The 18,928-nt window shown below is 71.5% G+C and carries 11 protein-coding genes; all 11 read left to right on the forward strand.

The features are described from left to right. A partial coding sequence (locus ACZ561_RS23350) for an aminotransferase class III-fold pyridoxal phosphate-dependent enzyme (protein ID WP_470998212.1) occupies window positions 1–1,333 on the forward strand: 1,333 nt, incomplete at its 5' end. Between the two features lie 292 nt (window positions 1,334–1,625). Beyond that, window positions 1,626–2,606 (forward strand): helix-turn-helix transcriptional regulator, encoded by a 981-nt coding sequence (locus ACZ561_RS23355; RefSeq protein WP_470998216.1) that lies wholly within the window; start codon window positions 1,626–1,628, stop codon window positions 2,604–2,606. Between the two features lie 108 nt (window positions 2,607–2,714). After that, complete coding sequence (locus ACZ561_RS23360; protein WP_470998219.1) at window positions 2,715–3,035, forward strand: hypothetical protein; 321 nt, start codon at window positions 2,715–2,717, stop codon at window positions 3,033–3,035. A gap of 194 nt (window positions 3,036–3,229) precedes the next feature. After that, window positions 3,230–5,074 (forward strand): amino acid adenylation domain-containing protein, encoded by a 1,845-nt coding sequence (locus tag ACZ561_RS23365; RefSeq protein WP_470998222.1) that lies wholly within the window; start codon window positions 3,230–3,232, stop codon window positions 5,072–5,074. Between the two features lie 11 nt (window positions 5,075–5,085). Then, window positions 5,086–6,027, forward strand: coding sequence for a chlorinating enzyme (locus tag ACZ561_RS23370; protein ID WP_470998226.1), 942 nt, complete (start codon window positions 5,086–5,088; stop codon window positions 6,025–6,027). A gap of 1 nt (window position 6,028) precedes the next feature. Further along, window positions 6,029–7,198 (forward strand): alpha/beta fold hydrolase, encoded by a 1,170-nt coding sequence (locus tag ACZ561_RS23375; protein WP_470998229.1) that lies wholly within the window; start codon window positions 6,029–6,031, stop codon window positions 7,196–7,198. Further along, window positions 7,195–7,941, forward strand: coding sequence for an SDR family oxidoreductase (locus ACZ561_RS23380; protein WP_470998231.1), 747 nt, complete (start codon window positions 7,195–7,197; stop codon window positions 7,939–7,941). Before ACZ561_RS23375 ends, ACZ561_RS23380 begins: the two co-directional genes overlap by 4 nt. Window positions 7,942–8,092: 151 nt before the next feature. After that, window positions 8,093–9,169, forward strand: a complete 1,077-nt coding sequence (locus tag ACZ561_RS23385) for a thioesterase domain-containing protein (protein WP_470998233.1) — start codon at window positions 8,093–8,095, stop codon at window positions 9,167–9,169. Between the two features lie 2 nt (window positions 9,170–9,171). Continuing rightward, on the forward strand, window positions 9,172–9,396 hold the full coding sequence (locus ACZ561_RS23390) for an MbtH family protein (protein WP_470998236.1): 225 nt from the start codon (window positions 9,172–9,174) through the stop codon (window positions 9,394–9,396). Further along, window positions 9,393–17,651 carry an amino acid adenylation domain-containing protein gene (locus ACZ561_RS23395; protein ID WP_470998240.1) on the forward strand — a complete coding sequence of 2,753 codons (8,259 nt, stop codon included), beginning with the start codon at window positions 9,393–9,395 and terminating at the stop codon, window positions 17,649–17,651. The genes ACZ561_RS23390 and ACZ561_RS23395 overlap by 4 nt, the downstream gene beginning before the upstream one ends. Next, a complete protein-coding gene (locus ACZ561_RS23400; protein ID WP_470998242.1) occupies window positions 17,648–18,928 on the forward strand; it encodes an MFS transporter in 1,281 nt (426 codons plus the stop codon). Before ACZ561_RS23395 ends, ACZ561_RS23400 begins: the two co-directional genes overlap by 4 nt.

An 18,928-nucleotide genomic window follows, 5' to 3' on the forward strand; every position in this document is an offset into this window, starting at 1 on the left:
CGCGAACGCCGACGCGCGCGCCGCCGACCGCGCCCATGTCTTCCACTCCTGGTCCGCGCAGGCGCAGACCGAGCCGATGCCGGTGGCCGGAGCCTCCGGCGCGTACTTCTGGGACCACGAGGGCAACCGCTACCTCGACTTCTCCTCCCAACTCGTCTACACCAACATCGGCCACCAGCACCCCCGGGTCGTCGCCGCGATCCAGGAGCAGGCGGGCCGGCTGTGCACCGTCGCCCCGAGCTTCGCCGTCGACATCCGCTCCGAGGCGGCCCGGCTGATCGCCGAGCACACCCCCGGCGACCTGGACAGGATCTTCTTCACCACGGGAGGCGCGGAGGCGGTCGAGCACGCGGTACGGATGGCCCGGTTGCACACCGGCCGGCACAAGGTCCTGTCCGCGTACCGCTCGTACCACGGCGCCACCTCCACCGCGATCCATCTGACCGGTGACCCACGCCGCTGGCCCTCGGACACCGGCGCCGCCGGGGTCGTCCACTTCTGGGGTCCGTACGCCTACCGGTCGTCCTTCCACGCCACGGACGAGCGGCAGGAGTGCGAGCGGGCCCTGCGCCACCTGGAGGAGACGATCGTCGGCGAGGGGCCCGGCACGATCGCGGCGGTCCTTCTCGAATCGGTGGTCGGTACGGCCGGGGTGCTCGTTCCGCCGGACGGCTACCTCGCCGGAGTGCGCGCGCTGTGCGACCGGTACGGCATCGTGTTCGTCCTGGACGAGGTGATGGCCGGCTTCGGGCGCACGGGTCGCTGGTTCGCGGCCGACCACTGGGGCGTGGTCCCGGATCTGCTCACCTTCGCCAAGGGCGTCAACTCCGGTTACGTACCGCTGGGCGGGGTCGCCGTCGGTGAGAAGATCGCCGCGACCTTCGCCGACCGGCCGTACCCCGGCGGTCTGACCTACTCCGGGCATCCGCTGGCCTGTGCGGCGGCGGTGGCGACCATCGAGACCATGCGCGCCGAGCGCGTCGTCGAGCACGCGGCCGATCTCGGCGCGCGGATCCTCGGCCCGGGATTGCGTGAACTCGCCGATCGGCACCCCAGTATCGGTGAAGTTCGCGGCCTCGGTGCCTTCTGGGCGCTGGAGTTGGTCGCCGACCGTGCCACGCGCGAACCGCTCGTCCCCTACGCGGCCACCGGCGAGGCGGCCGCGCCGATGGGCCGGGTCGCCGCGGCCTGCAAGGCGCGCGGGCTCTGGCCCTTCATCCACATGAACCGCATCCATGTCGCCCCGCCCTGCAACTTGACGGACTCCGAGGCGAAGGAGGGACTCGCGATTCTCGACGAGGCGCTGGACGTCGCCGATGCGGAGGTGCGGTGATCAGGGCGGGGGCTGGTCAGATTTGTTCGGCCTTCATCTTTTGCCCGTGTTTCCCAGAAGTCGGCGTCTGAAACCCCCAATTGATCCGGTGCCCATTCCCGCTGCCGTCCTGTACCGTCACAGACTCATAAGGGTGCCCTGATCTCCGTACCGGAATCGACCGTCCGGCGCCGAATGATTCGGGGCGATTAAAGGATTCGATCGTGAATCGACCCGTTGAGTGAGGAGGAGGACAGTGGGGGGCTTCGCCGACCCGTGCCGTGGGACTCGAACGGGCACGGACTTCTCGTCGTTGGCAGCGCTGATAGGGCAGGACGAGACCTGCGTCGACGTCTACCGCCTGGTGATCAGCGAGCCGCGCTGGGGGCTCACGGAGATCGCCGGGGAGCTGCATGTCGAAGAAGCCGCGGTCCGGGGGTGTCTGGACAAGCTCGCGGAGCTCTCGATGCTCTATCCCACCAAGGACGCCACGGATGTCGCCCCCATAAGCCCCGAAGTCGGTCTCGCCGCCCACATTCACCGCCGGGAGACCGAAATCCGCTCCCAGCAGCTGGAATTGGCGGCTATGCGGGCGGCTACCGCCGAACTGACCGCGATCTACGCCTCGCAGCGGGGCCGGCACAACAACGTCGGTCTGGAACAGCTCGAAGGCGTCAACGAGGTACGGGCCCGGCTTTCGGAACTGGCCCGGCACGCGACCACCGAGATCCTCGCCTTCATGCCGGGCGGCGCGCAGAGCCCCGAGGCGCTGGAGGCCAGCCGGCCGCTCGACGAGCAGACGCTGGCCGCCGGGGTGAGGCTGCGGACGATCTACCTGGACAGCGTGCGCAACGACCGGGCGACCACCGAGTACGCCCGGTGGCTCGCCGAACTCGGCGGCGAGATCCGGACGATGCCGTCGCTGCCGCTGCGGATGTTGATCGCCGACCGGTCGGTGGCGCTGCTGCCGGTGAGCCCCGAGGACACCCGGGCGGGCGCGGTGATCCTGCGCGCGCCGGGGGTGGTCACCGCGCTGCTCGCCCTCTTCGAGATGGTCTGGGAGCGGGCCACACCGCTGCACGGCCGCTCGCGGCCGTCCGCCGATGCGCCCTCGGAGCAGGAGATCGAGCTGCTCAGGCTGTTGCAGAGGGGGCATACGGACGAGGTGGCGGCCCGCAAGCTCGGCCTCTCCCTGCGGACGACCCGCCGGATGATGTCCGGCATCTCGCACCGTCTCGGCGCCCGCAGCCGCTTCGAAACAGGGGTCCTCGCGGAACGCGCCGGCTGGCTCTGAGCGCGCGGCCCGGTCGGCCAGGGGCGCGGTGGGCCCTTTGGTGCCATGGCAGGAAGATGCCCGGATCTTATCGACGTGCGGTGCGGAGCGGCTGGGATTCTCTCTGCCATGTACGCCATCCATCTCGAGGTCCCGCGGCTAGATCCCGGTGAGCTGGCCAGAGCGGTGTCCCGGTTCTCCAGCTGTCAGGTGGAGCACGTCTATCTGCCCAGACTGCCGGAGCCGGAGCACCGCTCCGTCGTGTTCGTCTCCGCCGACTCCGCGCCCGAGGCCGGCACGGGCGTCCTCGCCGCCGTGCGGTTTCTGCTGCGGACCCCGGTCGGCCGGGTGCGGGTCGAGCTGAGAGTGCCCCGCGCGGGCCGGGACCTCGGGCTCTGCCACGGCGTCGTCTCCGTCGTCCCCGCCCTCGACGACCACCACCGCCGCTGACGCTGGCCACTTGCAGCCACTGCACCTTGGTGCCACGGGATTCCCTTGAAGGGCCCGGCCGTCGGCTGACACATTCATCTGGGCGAGGGCGGCCGGAAATAGCCGCCGAAAAGCCGGGCGCGCCGAAACGTCGAGAATTCCGAAATCTCCGCTCCATGACTGGGAAAGGCTCCACGTCTATGAATCCTGGTGCGATGTCCAGCGAATCGCTCGACGATTCGCTCACCCTGCACGAGAACTTCGAGCGGGTCGCCGCGCGCTTCCCGGAGTCGGTGGCGGTCACCGACGTCAGCTCGCGGCTGACGTACCGCGAACTCGACGCGCGTGCCGGGCGGTTGGCCCAGCTCCTGCGCGCGGCCGGCGTCGGGCGGGACCAGCGTGTCGGACTCTGCCTGGAGCGCGGTACGGATCTCGTCGTCGGCCTCCTCGGCATCCTCAAGGCGGGCGCGGGCTACGTCCCGATCGACCCGGCCTACCCCGGCGAGCGCCGCGACTTCGTCCTCGACAGCTGCGACGCGCCTGTCGTCGTGGCGAGCACGGCCACCGCCCCGCTGGTCGGCGGCCGTAAGGCCGTCCTCGTGGACGCGCTGCCCGAGAGCGCCGGCGAGACCCCCGCCGGGCACGAGGACGCGGACGCGTCGAGCCTGGCGTACACGATCTTCACCTCCGGATCCTCGGGCGAGCCCAAGGGCGTCCTGGTCGAACACCGCAACGCGGTCCGGCTCTTCACCTCCACCGCGCCGGTCTTCGGCTTCGACGAGACCGACGTCTGGTCGAACTTCCACTCCGCGGCCTTCGACTTCTCCGTCTGGGAGATCTGGGGCGCCCTGCTCCACGGCGGCCGCCTGGTCGTCGTCGACAACGACACGGCCCGCGACCCGCAGGCCCTCCACGCCCTGCTGCGCCGCGAGCGCGTGACGGTCCTCAACCAGACGCCGTCCGCCTTCCGCAACCTCATGAACGTCATGGCCGCCGACACCGAGCCCGGCTCGCTCAGCCTGCGGTACGTCGTCTTCGGCGGCGAGAAGCTGGACTACCGTGCCCTCACGCCGTGGACCGACCGGCACGGTCTGGACGCGCCGGTGCTCGTCAACATGTACGGCATCACCGAGACCACCGTGCACGTCACCTGGAAGCGGATCTCGGCCGCCGACCTCACCGCAGACCCGGCCGCCGAGGGCCTCAGCCCGATCGGCGAGGCCATCCCCGACCTGCGGATCGACATCCGTGACGAGGACGGCACCTCCCTCCCGGTCGGCACGGAGGGCGTCATCCACGTCTCCGGCGCCGGTGTCGCCCGCGGCTATCTGAACCACCCCGAGCTGACCGCGGAGCGCTTCTCCGAGCGCACCGAGGCCGACGGCACGACCGTGCGCTGGTACGACTCCGGCGACCGCGGTGTGCAGACCGCCCCCGGGGAGTTCGCCTACGCCGGCCGTGTCGACCGTCAGCTGAAGATCCGCGGCTACCGGATCGAGCCCGGCGAGATCGAGACCGTGGTGAAGAAGCACCCGGCCGTCCGGGACGCCGTGGTGCTCGCCGCCGACTTCGGCTCCGGAGAGCCGCGGCTGGTCGCCTTCCCGGTGACGGCCGCCGCACCGGAGCAGCTGATCGCGGAGCTCAAGGAGGCCGTCGCGACCGCGCTGCCCTCCTACATGGCCCCCTCGGCCTATCTGCCCCTCGACGAGCTCCCGGTCACCGTGAACGGCAAGCTCGACGAGAGCGTGCTGCGCAAGCGCCTGGAGCTGAAGCTCGCCGAGGCCGCCAAGGGCTCCGTCGGCGACGACCCCTCCGCGGAGGGCGCCTCCGTCGAGGAGATCCTGCGCGGGATCTGGGCCGAGGTCCTCGGCACCGACGAGATCGGCGACACCGACGAATTCTTCGACCTCGGCGGAACGTCCTTCTCGCTGATTCACATGCTGAGCGTCGTCAACGACCGCTTCTCGCTCTCCCTGAACGTCGGCACGCTCGCCGAAGGCGCGAACATCGGCGCACTCGCTGCGGCCGTCAAGAACCAGCTCGCCCTCATCTCCCAGTAGGAGCGCCGGACATGACCACGGACACCCCGAAGGCACAGCAGTCGTTCGCTCTTTCCGACGAAGAGATAAAGCAGTTCCACCAGCAGGGATTCATCGGTCCCTTCACGGCCTACCAGCCCGACGAGATGCGCGACATCTGGCGCAGGACCCGGCTGCAGATGCTGGACCGCAGCCACGCCGTCTACCCGGACGACGAGCTCTCCGGCGCCACCAACATCTCCAACTACGACCGCCACCTCGACAACGACTTCCTCGCCGCCCACGTCGGAAAGCGCGAGATCGTCGACCGGGTCGCCTCCATCCTCGGCCCGGACGTCATCTGCTGGCGTACGGAGTTCTTCCCCAAGCACCCCGGCGACGAGGGGACCGACTGGCACCAGGCCGACACCTTCGCCAACGCCTCCGGCACCCCGCAGATCCTGTGGCCGGACAACGCCGAGTTCGGCGGCACCATCACCGTCTGGTCCGCCTTCACCGAGGCGACGGTGGAGAACGGCTGCCTGCAGTTCATCCCCGGCACGCACCAGCAGATGAACTACGACGAGACCAAGAGGATGCACTACGACCCGAACTCGATCAACGGGGTCGACAAGGACGGCGTGCGCCGCGGTTTCTTCGGCTACGACTACCGCGAGCTGCAGGTCGACCCCGACTGGAAGCCGGACGAGGACGCGGCCGTCTCGCAGATCATGGAGCCGGGCCAGTTCATCATCTTCTGGTCGACGCTGATGCACGCCTCGCACCCGCACGAGGGCCTGACCAACGACATGCGGATGGGCTTCGCCACCCGTTACGTCCCCTCCTCGGTCTCCGTCTACCCGGGCAGCGACCACATCGAGGAGTACGGCGGCCGCATCAGCCTGGAGCGCTACGGCTCCGTCCTGGTCAGCGGCGAGAACAGGAACCCCGGCAACCGCATGGTCACGGAGACCACCCGGGGGAAGAAGTTCTGAGATGACCACGAAAACCCTGAGCGTGGTCGAGGTGCTGGAACTCTGCCAGCCACTGCTCGGCGCGGCCGCGGAGACCCTGCGGGTCTTCCCGGCCGGCGAGCGGGCCGCCGAGACGTACGGGCCGAAGGCCGTCGCACGGTGCAACGAGGTCCTCACCGCCCTCGGCTCCGCGTACGGCCTGACGGTCCCCCGGTTCGTGTCGCCGGCCCCGGAGCAGCCGTCCAGCCTGGAGGCCGCACTCAGCACCTACTGCGACCTGGAGCTGGGCAGTTGGCGGCCGGTGGCCGAGAGCTCGGGGGAGTGGGACATCCCGGCGGACGGCCTGGCGGGGCTCGCGGCCCTGCCCGGCCACCGCCGGATCGAGGCCGAGGGCGTGCCCGCCTTCGACTCCTTCGCGGCGGGGCCGGCCGGGGACGAGGCGATCGTCCTCGTCCTGCCCTCCGGGGTGCCGGCCACGCTGTTCCGGCCCTGGCTGGAGGAGCTGTCCACGGACCGGCTCGTCGTCACCTACGAGAACCCGTACCTCTTCGGGCAGTGGCGGACCCTGGACACCCCGGAAGCGGACTTCGCCGAGGAGACCGTGCTCGTCGGCGCCCTGCTCACGGCGTACGGGGTGCGGCGGGCGCACCTCGTCGGGATCTGCGGAGGAGCGCCGGTCGCCCTCGACGCGGCCGCCGCGTTCGGCGACCGGGTGGAGACGCTGACGGTGCTCCACCCCGATCTGAACTTCGGGACGGGGGTCATGCGCACCCCGTTCCAGAAGCAGTTCCAGAGCGTGCTCGCCGGGGCGGCCTCCGGCCCGCGCCGGGCCCGCGAGACGCTGAACCTGTTCCTCGACCCGAACATGCTCTTCGGGGTGCCGCCGCGTCTGGCCCCGTACGTCCTCTACCCGTACGGCGATGTGGAGCTGTTCCACCGGTACGCCAAGCAGAACCACGCGCTCATGGCGTACGACGCGAACGACGCCGCCCGCCGGGTCGGACAGCGGGTGCTGATCGCCACCAGCCGCACGGACCGGATGACCCACCCCGAGACGGCGCACCACTTCGGTGAGCTCGTGGCGGGCGAGGCCACGGTCGTGGAGCGCGATTCCGGGAACCACCACGACATCCTGATCCCGGACGCGGAGGTCTACACGATGCTCCGGGAGTTCATCGGCGGTGGGGCGTGAGCACGCCCACGCCGTCGGCGGAGCGCGTCGCGGTGGTCACCCACGCGACGCGCTACGCGGGCCCCGGCTCCGTGGACGGCCTGCGCAAGGCCGGATACACCGTCCTCTGCCACGACGAGGACTTCCTCGACGAGGCCGCGCGGACCGCCTTCGAGGAGGGGCGCGACGGGGCGGTGGCCTGCGACGCGAAGACCCCGACCGGGGCGGTCGGGCAGGCCGTCAAGCGATACGGCCGGGTCGACCTCGTCGTCAGCAACGACGTCTACCCGGCCCGCTATCTGCCGGTGGACCAGGCCGACCCGGCGGAGCTGCGGCGGGCCGCCGAGGCACTGCTCGTCACCCCTGCGGCAGTGATCGCGAAGGCCGCCGCCCCGATGAAGCGCCGGGGGAGCGGGCACATCGTGCTGATGACCTCCGCCGCGCCGCTGCGGCCGGAGACCGGCTTCTCCGTGTACAGCTCGCTGCGCGCCGGAGCCTCCGCCTATGCCCGGGCGGCGGCACGTGAACTCGCCCCGCACGGCGTCACCGTGCACGCGATCGCCCCCAACTTCCTGGAGAGCGAGACCTATTACCCCGAGGAGCTGTGGGGGACGGACGAGGGCAGGGAGAAGCTCCGCGGTCTGCTGCCGGCCGGGCGGCTCGGCACGGCGCAGGAGATCGGCGACCTGGTGGTCTTCCTCGGCAGCGGCTCGGCCGACTTCCTCACCGGCGACGTCATCCACTTCACGGGCGGCTGGGCGTGAACGCCCGTCGGGGCATGCGGAGTCACGGCTGCGGACCGTCCGTGGCTGATCGCGCGGTTCCCCGCGCCCCTGGGGGGCGCTGGTGTCCTCCAGAGCCTCACCGATTCTGCCCGGCCCCCGGTCCCCGACGATTCCGAAAGAGAGTTCCGCTGTGAGTACTCGGCCGACAGCGCCCGAGGAGTGCGAGGTCACACCCGGGCACAGCCTGGTGGAACAGACCCTCGTCGAGATCTGGAAGACGACGCTCGACCGGCCGTCCGTCGGCCTCGACGACGACTTCTTCGCCACCGGGGGCGACTCCCTCCTGGCCCTGGTGACCATCGAGCAGATCAACCAGCGGCTGGGCTGGGCGCTCAACATGGGCGACCTGCTGCGCCACCGTACGATCGGCGCGCTGAGCGCGCACAAGGCGCCGGCGAGGGCCGCGAACACCGAGCGGGCCATCATCAGGATGAGCAACCAGGGCTCACGGACCCCACTGCTCTTCATCCACCCCGGCCTCGGTCTCGTCGACGGTTACGCCCGTCTCGTACGGCTCCTCGGCACCGACCGGGGCTGCTACGGACTCCAGTCCCCGCACATCAGCGCGATGGACGTGCCGGACGACATGCGGGAGCTCGCCGCGCTCTACGCGGACCTGATCGAGGACGAGTTCGGCGAGGACGAGTTCCATCTCGTCGGAGCCTGCGCGGGCGGGGTGATCGGCTACGAGATCGCCCGCATCGCCGAGGAGCGCGGGCTCGGGCTGCGGAAGCTGGTGATCGTCGACGGCTATCTCGACGGCTCGGCGCCCGAGGTGGACGAGGCGACTCGGCTGGTCGACTACCGCGACGACGTGCTGCGGATCGTCGCCCCGCACACCGCGTACCCGCCGCTCGCCCCGGCCGACGCCACCCCCGAGGGCGTCTACCGCGAGATCGCCGCCGCGCTGTTCGGTGCCGGCTGGGAGGCCCACGGAGACGGCGGGACCCAGTTCGCCGAGCGGCTGCACAAGGCGTTCCGCACCACGGCGCGGGCCCTGGAGACCTACCGGCCCGAGCCCTTCGACATCGACGCGCTCATGCTCCTCGCGAAGGACAACGAGACCTTCCCGGACTGGCGCGAGGCGATCACGGGGGAGCTGACGGCCGAGGTCATGGACTCCGAGGAACACGGCCTGAGGCTCTGTGTGACCGACGCGGCGCACATCGCCGCGCGCATCGACGACTTCGTGGGCGAGGGACAGTGACGATGGACCAGTCAGGCACCAACCCCTTCGAGAACGAGGCGGGCGTGTACCGCGTCCTGACCAACGCGGCGGGCGAGCACTCGCTCTGGCCGGACTTCGTCGCCGTCCCCGATGGCTGGGACACCGCCTTCGGCCCGGACGTCCGCGCCGCCTGCCTCGGCTACGTCGAGGAGCGCTGGACCGCCCTCGCCCCGGCCGGATCCCAGGAACGGAACCCGCGCTCATGACCGCACAGGTGGAGAAGGCGGCGGACACCGGTGGCTGGACCGCGGGGCTCGTCGCGCGGTTCGAGGAGCAGGCCGGCCGGGCACCCGGAGCCGTCGCCGTGCGATGGGGTGCCACCTCGCTCTCGTACGCGGAGCTGAACGCACGGGCCAACCGGATCGCTCACCGGCTGATCGCCCGCGGGATCGGCCCCGAGGACACCGTGGCCGTCGCCCTGCCGTCCTCGCCCGAGCTGGTGGCGGCCCTGCTCGGCACGCTCAAGGCCGGAGCGATGTACCTGCCGCTCGACCCGGGCTATCCGGCCGAGCGCCTCGCCTACATGACGGCGGACGCCCGCCCGCGCGCGCTGATCACCAGCCCCGAGGCCGCGGCCGGGCTCGGACCGCTGGAGGCGGCGGCCACCCTGTACGCGGGCGAGGAGGGCACCGAGCCCGCCACGAACCCGGTCGGCCGCTCCGCCGGGCCGGGCACGGCCGCGTACACCATCTACACCTCCGGCTCGACGGGCCGCCCCAAGGGCGTGGTCGTCACCCACGGCTCCCTGGCGAACTTCCTGGACTTCATGTCCGCGCACCACCGGGTGCACGCGGACGACGTCGTGCTGTCCACCACCCCGATCTCCTTCGACATCGCGGGCCTGGAGCTCTACCTCCCGCTGGTCGGCGGGGCCACGCTCCACCTCGTCCCGCGCGCCACCACCGTCGACGGCGCCGCGCTGCGCCGGCATCTCGCCGAGGCCCGGCCCACCCTGATCCAGGGCACGCCCGCCCTCTGGCAGCTGCTGCGCGAGGCCGGCTGGACGCCCGCCGAACTCGCCGCCGGCACACGTGTGTTGTGCGGCGGCGAGGCGCTGCCCCAGGACCTGGCCGACTTCCTCGCCGCCGGCGGCCACGCCCAGGTGTGGAACCTGTACGGACCCACCGAGACGACCATCTGGTCCCTGGTCGCCCCCGTGCGCGCGGGCGAGCCGGTCACCATCGGCACCCCGCTGTGGAACACCGGCGCCCACGTCCTCGACGAGCGCCTCGCGCCCGTCGCCGACGGCGAGCCCGGAGAGCTGTACCTCTCCGGCGACGGCCTGGCCCGCGGCTACCACGGGCGGGCCGCGCTGACCGCCGAGCGGTTCGTCGCCTGCCCTTTCGGCACGCCCGGTGCCCGGATGTACCGCACCGGCGACGTCGTACGCCGACGCGCCGACGGCGCCCTCGACTTCCTCGGCCGCGTCGACGAACAGGTCAAGATCCGCGGCTACCGCATCGAACTCGGCGAGATCGAGGAGGCGTTGCGCCGGCTGCCCGAGGTCGCGCAGGCCCGTGTCGTCGTCCGCGCGGACGCCGTCGACCACCGGCAGCTCGCCGGCTATGTCGTCCCCACGCCCGGCCACGCCCCCGCCCCCGTCGCGCTGCGCGCCGCGCTCACCGCCTGGCTCCCCGACCACATGATCCCGGCGGGCATCGCCGTCCTCGACCGCTTCCCGCTGACCCCGGCCGGCAAGGTCGACCGCAACGCCCTGCCACCACTGGAGTTCGCGCACTCCACCCCGTACCGCGCACCCGCCGACGAGCGAGAGCGGGCCCTGGTGGAGCTCTTCCGCGAGGTGCTGCGCGTCGAGCGGGTCGGCGCCGACGACAGCTTCTTCGACCTCGGCGGCAACTCCCTGCTCGCCACCCGGCTCCTGGCCCGCGTCCGCGCCACGCTCGCCGTCGAACTCCCCATCCGTACGGTCTTCGAGGACCGCACGCCGGCCGCACTCGCCCTCCGCCTCGCCGAGGGCGCCCCCGCCCGGCCCGCACCCCGGGTCATGGAACGCGGGGAGCGCATCCCGGTCTCGTATGCCCAGCAGCGTCTGTGGTTCCTGCACCGGCTCGAAGGGCCGAGCACCACCTACAACCTGCCCATCGCCGTCCGGCTCACCGGCGACCTCGACCTCGACGCGCTACGCGCCGCCGTGGACCGTCTGCTCGCGCGCCACGAGAGCCTGCGGACGTACTTCGCCGAGGGCCCGGGAGGCGCGGAGCAACGCGTGGTGCCCGCCGCCGAGGCCCGCGTCGACGTCACCGTCCACGACGTGCCGGAGCAGGACCTCCAGGCCGCCATCGACACCGCCGCCGGGTACCTCTTCGACCTGGCCGCCGAGATCCCGACCCGCGTCGACCTCTTCCGCACCGGCCCCCGGGACCATGTCCTGCTGCTCTGCATCCATCACATCGCCAGCGACGGCTGGTCCCTCGCCCCGCTGGTGAAGGACCTCTGCGAGGCGTACGGCGCCCGGCGCAGCGGTCAGGACCCCGAGGCGCCGGAACTCGGTGTGCAGTACGTCGACTACACGTTGTGGCAGCGCGAGCTCCTCGGCTCCACGGACGACCCGGACTCCCCGATGTCCCGGCAGCTCGGCTACTGGCGCGAACGGCTCGCGGGCGCCCCCGAACTGCTCGACCTGCCCACCGACCGGCCGCGGCCGGCGCTCGCCACCTTCCGCGGCGACCTCGTCCGCTTCGAGGTGCCCGCCGCACTGACCGAGAGTCTCCAGGACCTGGCGCAGCGGGAGCGGGCCAGTCTCTTCATGGTGCTCCAGGCCGCCGCCGCGACCCTGTTGACCAAGCTCGGCGCGGGCACCGACATCCCGCTCGGCTCCCCTCTCGCCGGCCGCGCGGACAGCGCGCTCGACGAGCTCGTCGGCTTCTTCGTCAACACGCTCGTGCTGCGCACCGATACCTCGGGCAACCCGGCCTTCACCGAACTCCTCGCGCGCGTGGGCGAGTCGAACCTCGCCGCGTACGAGCACCAGGACCTGCCCTTCGAGTATCTGGTCGAGGTGCTCAACCCGGCCCGTACCACCAGCCATCACCCGCTGTTCCAGGTGATGCTGGTGCTGCAGAACAACATCGAGCCCGAGTGGCGGCTCGACGGCCTCACGGCCGCGCACGAGACCGTGCCCACCCACACCGCCAAGTTCGACCTGACGATCGAGCTCACCGAACGCTTCGACGCGCGGGGCGGGCCCGACGGACTGCGCGGCGAGATCGAGTACGCCACCGACCTGTTCGACCGGGAGACCGTCGAACGGTTCGCCCGCTATCTGTTGCGGATCCTCGACGCCGTCGTCGCCGACCCCGCCCGGCCACTGGACTCCATCGACCTCCTCGACGAGGCCGAGCGCACCGCGCTCCTCGACACCTGGAACGCGACCGCGCGCGAGCTCCCCGGCGACTCCTTCCCCGCCCTCTTCGAAGCGCAGGTCGCCCGTACGCCCGACGCGCTCGCCCTCGTCCACGAGGACACCGAGCTGAGCTACGCCGAGCTCGACCGGCGCGCCAACCGGATCGCCCACTGGCTCATCGAGCGGGGTGTCGGCCGGGACGACGTCGTCGGCCTGTCGCTGCGCCGCTCGCCCGAGCTGCTCTGCTGCCTCCTCGGCATCCTCAAGGCCGGCGGCGTCTATCTGCCGCTCGACCCCGACTACCCGGCCGAGCGGCTCGCGTTCATGGTCGAGGACACCCGCCCCAAGGTGCTGATCACGTCAGGCGACGTCCTCGCGAAGCTGCCCGCCGAGGCGCAGGAGGTGCTCCGGCTCGCCGTCGACGACCCGCGCACCCGGGACGAGCTGGCGGCCCTGCCCGACCGGGCCCCCGACGACGCCGAGCGGCGCGCCCCACTGCGGCCCGAGGACCTCGCGTACGTCATCTACACCTCGGGCTCGACCGGCCGGCCCAAGGGCGTCGCCGTCACCCACCGCGGCATCCCGAACCTGGCCCGCAGCTACATCGAGCGGTTCGCCCTCGACGAGAACTCCCGCTTCCTGCAGTTCTCCTCGATCAACTTCGACCCTACGTTCTGCGAGATGTGCTGCACCCTGCTCTCGGGCGCGGCCGTGATCCTCACCTCGCCCGAGGAGCTGCTCTCCCCGGACCGCCAGCGCGCCCTCACCGCCCGCTTCCGGCCCACCCACATCACCTTCTCGCCGACCATCCTCGGCTCCATGGCCGAGGACGCGCTCACGGACGTCCCGTACGTGATGGTGGCCGGCGAGGCCTGCCCGCCGGGACTGGCGGCGACCTGGTCGCGCGGTCGCACGATGATCAACGCGTACGGGCCGACCGAGGCGACCGTCGACACCCTCTACTGGGAGTGCGGCAGCGCCGGACCCGCCTTCGAGGCCGACTCGGTGCCGGTGGGCCGCCCGGTGCACAACACCCGGGTCTACGTCCTCGACGCCGCCCTGCGGCCCGTCGCCCCGGGCGTCACCGGCGAGCTGTACATCGCCGGACACGGCCTCGCCCGCGGCTATCTCAACCGGCCCGGCCTGACCGCCGAGCGCTTCGTCGCCTGCCCTTACGGCCCGCCGGGCTCCCGGATGTACCGGACCGGCGACCTCGCCACCTGGCGCACCCTGCCGTCCGGCGAGGGCGTCGTCGACTTCGTCGGACGCGCCGACGACCAGGTCAAGATCCGCGGGATGCGGATCGAACTCGGCGAGATCGAGGCCGTGCTCGACACCCACGAGGGCGTCGCCCAGGCGGTCGTCGTCGTCCGCGAGGACTCCGCGCGGCACAAGCAGCTCGTCGGCTATGTCGTGGCGAAGGCCACCGACGCCGCCGGTCGAGCCCGTGACCTCGCCGACGACATCGAACATGTCGACCGATGGCAGGAGATCCACGAGCAGGGGTACAGCGAGCAGCAGGACCTGGGTGTCGAGCAGGACTTCACCGGCTGGAACAGCAGCTACGACAACCGGCCCATCCCGCTGGAGGAGATGCGCGAGTGGCAGGCCGCCACCGTCTCCCGCATCCTCGACCTGAAGCCCCGCCACGTCCTGGAGGTCGGTGTCGGCTCCGGCCTGATCCTCTGGCAGGTCGCCCCGCACGTCGAGACGTACGCGGGCGTGGACTTCTCGCCCTCGTTGATCCAGACGCTCGGCGCCCGCGTCGAGGAGTCGGAGCTGGGCGACCGGGTGCTGCTGCGCAGCCTCGCCGCCCACGAGATCGGCGACCTGGCCGGCCGCCGCTTCGACACCGTCGTGATCAACTCGGTCGCCCAGTACTTCCCGAGCGTCCCGTACCTGATCGACGTGCTGAAGCAGGCCATGGACCTCCTGGAGCCGGGCGGCCGGATCTTCCTCGGCGACATCCGCCATCTGCGGCTCCTGCACCCGTTCCTCACCGCGACCGCCCTGCACGACGGGGCACACGCCGACGAACCGGTCGCGGTCGTGCGTGACCTCGTCGCGCACACGGTGGAGCTGGAGAGCGAACTCCTCCTCGACCCCGCGTTCTTCAGCCGCGTCGGCGAGGAGATCGCCGACGTCGCGGGCGTCGACATCCAGCTCAAGCGCGGCCGGCACTCCAACGAGCTGACGGACTTCCGCTACGAGGTCGTCCTCCACAAGCGGGGCACGGAGCTGCGTTCCGTACGGGACGCGGCCGAGCTGCTCTGGCAGGAGACGGGCGGCCTGGAGTCCGTACGCGAGCTCCTCGAGTCCACCCGTCCGGCGACGCTCCGCGTGACCGGCATCCCGAACCGGCGGGTCGCCGCCGAGGTCGCGGCCGCCCACCGGATCCGCACCGGGTCGGCGGGCCGGGTGGCCGACCTCGGACTCGACGGACAGGAGCGCCCCGGCATCGACCCGGAGGCCGTCCACGCCCTGGCCGAACAGCTCGGCTACCGCGCGAAGGCCACCTGGACCGACGCCTCCGAGGGCGACCTCTTCGACGTCGTCCTGATCGAGGCGGGCACCGAACAGTCCTTCCTGACCGACCTGTTCCTGCACAAGGCGACCGGCGGGCAGTCCCTCCACGAGCAGGGCAACGACCCGCGCGCCGAGGACCACGGCCGCAAGCTCGCGCTCGAGGTGCGCCGGCACGCGGCCCGGAAGCTTCCCGAGCACATGGTGCCCGTGGCCGTCGTCCTCCTCGACAAGCTGCCGCTCACCCCGAACGGCAAGCTCGACAGCCGCAGGCTGCCCGCCCCGGACTTCACCTCCCGTGCCGTCCGCCCGCCGCGCACCGAGCGGGAGATCACCCTCGCCCGGCTCTTCGCCGAGGTCCTCGGCCTGGAGAGCGTCGGGGTGGACGACCAGTTCTTCGACCTCGGCGGCGACTCCATCCGCTCGATCCAGCTGGTCAGCCGGGCCCGCGCCGAGGGCTTCGTGATCACCCCGCGGGACGTCTTCCAGTACCAGACCGTCGAGGCGCTGATCGTCCGTGCCGCCCAGGCGGCCGAGACGCTCGACCCGGCGGCCGTGGCCGCGGGCGAGCTGCCGCACTGGCTGAAGACCCTCGAAACGCCCGACCCCTCGTACGGCGAACCCGGCGGCACGTACGCCTGGTCGACCCGCACGCTCCCCGCCGAGCTCGCGGACGCGCTGCTCACCGCGCTGCCCCGGATGTTCCACGCCGGGCCCGAGCACATCGCGCTCGCCGCGCTCGCCCCGGTGCTCATCGAATGGCGCGGGCGGCGCATCCCGGAGGCCCGGTCCGCGCTCCGGGTGGATCTCGCGACCGCGGCCGTCCCGGAGGCGGTACCGGTCCGGCTCACGCCGGGACTCGCCAACCTCGAGAAGAGCCTCTCGGACCCGCGCGGTCTGGCCCGCGCGCTGAAGCGGGTGAAGGAGCAGATCCGCGCCCTGCCGGCCGAGGGCCGCAACTACGCGGAGCTGCGGCAGGGCGGCGAGGACGTACGGCGGCAGCTGGCGGCCTTCGCGCCGTCACAGATCTGCTTCCGGTACGACGGCTCCGGCGACACCCCGCCCTATCCGCTTCTCATCGACGTGCGGCAGGGGGAGGACGGCTCGGTCGACACCCGCTGGCAGTGGGACACCGCGCTCTTCACCGAGGCGGACGTCGCCGCGCTCGCCGACCGGTGGGCCCGGACCCTGACCGCCCTCGCCGGCCTGACCGCCCACCCGGAACTGGGCGGACTCACCCCCTCCGACGTACGGCTGCTCAACCTCAAGCAGTCCACGCTCACCGACCTGGAGCAGACCTACCCGGGGCTGCGGGACGTCCTCCCGCTCGCACCGCTCCAGCAGGGCCTGCTGCTGCACGCCGGCGCCGCCGACCCGGAGACCGACGACGACCCGTACCAGGGGCAGACCGTCTTCGACCTGGACGGACCGCTGGACGCCGAGCGGCTCCGGAGGGCCGCGCACGACCTCCTGATGCGCCACGACAACCTGCGGGCGAGCTTCGCGGTCCGCGGCCTGGAGACACCCGTCCAGGTCGTGCGGGACACGGTCGTCGTGCCCTGGGCGAGCCACGACCTGTCCGGGCTCGCCCCCGCCGAACAGGCCGCGGAGCGGGAGCGGATCGTCGCCGAGGACGCGGCGCTCCGCTTCGACCTGGCGACCGGTCCGATGCTCCGCTTCTCGCTGCTGCGGTTCTCCGACACACGGCACGAGCTGCTCGTCGCGGACCACCACATCCTCCTCGACGGCTGGTCCATGCCGGTCGTGTGGGGCGACCTGTTCGCGCTGTACGAGGGCAGGGAGCCGGCACCCGTCACGCCGTTCCGGGACTATCTGGCCTGGCTGGCGGAGCAGGACCGGGACGCGGCGGCCGAGGCCTGGCGGGCGTACCTGACGGGTGTCGGCGCGCCGAGCAGGATCGGGCACGAGGGCCTCTCCCCGCACGTCCTGCCGAACACCACCTCCGCCGTCCTCCCCACCGGTCTCACCCGCGATCTGACGCGGGCCGCGGCCCGGCTCGGCGTCACCCTGAACACGGCGCTGCAGACCGCCTGGGGCCTCCAGCTGGGGCGCCTGACGGGCAGCGGGGACGTCGTCTTCGGCACCACCGTCTCGGAGCGGCCGGCCGAGATCGACGGCATCGAGTCCGTCGTCGGCCTGCTCATCAACACCGTGCCGCTGAGGGTCCGTGCGGAGCCCGGCGAGCCGCTCGCCGCGACCCTCCGCCGGGTGCACTCCGCCCAACTGGAGGTCTTCCCGCACCGCCACCTGTCGCTGACCGAGATCCAGCGTCTGGTGGGTGCGGGCGACCTGTTCGACGCGTACTACGTCTTCCAGAACTACCCTGACCAGGAGGATCCGTTCGGCGGGACCGACGGACTGGGGGTGAGCGAGCGGACCGACGGCGCCAAGGGCGTCTCGCACTATCCGCTCGGCATCACGGTCCTCCCCGGGGACCGTCTGGAGATCCTCTTCGGCTACCACCCCGATCTGTTCGACCAGCGGCGGATCGACACCATCAAGGAATCCCTCATCGAGATCATCGAGGCCATCGCGGCGGAGGGCTCGGCATGAAGAGCTTCTTCCGGCTGATCCGCGAACTGCCTATCCCTGTACGGATCCTGCTGCTGTGCGCGATGGCGCGCGCGGTCAGCTTCTTCGCGATCCTCGCCTACCTCCCGATCTATCTGCACGACGCGCTCGACATGAACGGCGCCACCATCGGCTATGTGCTCGGGGTGTGCCTGATCGTCGGCACGGTGGTCAGCGTCTACGGCGGCTATCTCGCCGACCGGTTCGTGAAGGTCCACTTCATGATCGCCCTCGACGTGGTGCTCACCGTGCTGTACGGCGGGCTGCCGCTGATCGGCTCGCCGCTGCTGGTGATCGGCATCCTGCTCGCCGCCAACATCGCCTCGTCGTCGATGAGCGTCACCGCCAACGCGCTCCTCGCCGATCTGCTGCCCTCGGAGAACCGGGCGAAGGTGTTCTCGCTGCGGTACTCGCTGCAGAACATCGGCGCCGCCGTCGGCCCCTTCCTGGGCGTCTGGACGGTGCAGGCCGGCCAGGGCGGTCCGTTCCTGCTCTCCGCGGGCGTCATCTTCGCCGCCCTGCTGCCGCTGCTCGTCTTCCGCAAGCTCTTCACCGGCGCGGCGGCCCAGGACGCCGCCGCCCGGCAGGAGAAGACCGAAGAGGCGGCGGACGGCGCCGAGTCGATGAACTTCCGCGAGGTGCTGCGGGTGATGCGGGCCGACCGGCGGCTCGGGCTCTTCACCCTCGGCGGCATCCTCAGCATCGTCGTCTACGGCCCGCTGCTGACGTACATGTCGCAGTACCTGGTCACCGTCGAGTCCCGCGACACCGCCTACCAGCTGGTCGCCTACATCTCGGCCGCCAACGCGATCGTCGTGATCTCCACCCAGTACGTCATCGGCAGCAGGCTCAAGGAGAAGACACTGCTGCGCTGGCTCACCTGGGGCACCGGGGCGTTCGTCCTCGGACTCGTCGGCATGGCCCTGTCCACCGAGGCGTGGATCATCGTCGCCGCGATCGTCGTCTTCACGATCGGCGAGGTGATCGTCGTCCCGGCCGAGTACATGTTCATCGACGCCATCGCGCCCGACAACCTGCGCGGCAGCTACTTCGGGGCCCAGAACCTCGTCCACATCGGTGTGGCCATCGGCCCGATCATCTGCGGCTTCCTGCTCGTGCACGCCTCGCCCGCGGCGATGTTCGCCGCGCTCGTCGCGCTCGTGATCGCCGGCTGGTGGTTCTACGTCCTCGGCTGCCGCGCCACCGCACCCAGCACCGCCACCGCCGTCGGTGCCGACGCACAGAAAGTGAATCCGTGA

The sequence above is a fragment of the Streptomyces sp. NPDC039609 genome, assembly GCF_055596705.1.

Coding starts and splice junctions, on each gene's coding strand:
- ACZ561_RS23360 (WP_470998219.1), top strand. CDS start 2,715: ATGTACGCCATCCATCTCGAGGTCCCGCGGCTAGATCCCGGTGAGCTG.
- ACZ561_RS23365 (WP_470998222.1), top strand. CDS start 3,230: ATGTCCAGCGAATCGCTCGACGATTCGCTCACCCTGCACGAGAACTTC.
- ACZ561_RS23370 (WP_470998226.1), top strand. CDS start 5,086: ATGACCACGGACACCCCGAAGGCACAGCAGTCGTTCGCTCTTTCCGAC.
- ACZ561_RS23375 (WP_470998229.1), top strand. CDS start 6,029: ATGACCACGAAAACCCTGAGCGTGGTCGAGGTGCTGGAACTCTGCCAG.
- ACZ561_RS23390 (WP_470998236.1), top strand. CDS start 9,172: ATGGACCAGTCAGGCACCAACCCCTTCGAGAACGAGGCGGGCGTGTAC.
- ACZ561_RS23395 (WP_470998240.1), top strand. CDS start 9,393: ATGACCGCACAGGTGGAGAAGGCGGCGGACACCGGTGGCTGGACCGCG.
- ACZ561_RS23400 (WP_470998242.1), top strand. CDS start 17,648: ATGAAGAGCTTCTTCCGGCTGATCCGCGAACTGCCTATCCCTGTACGG.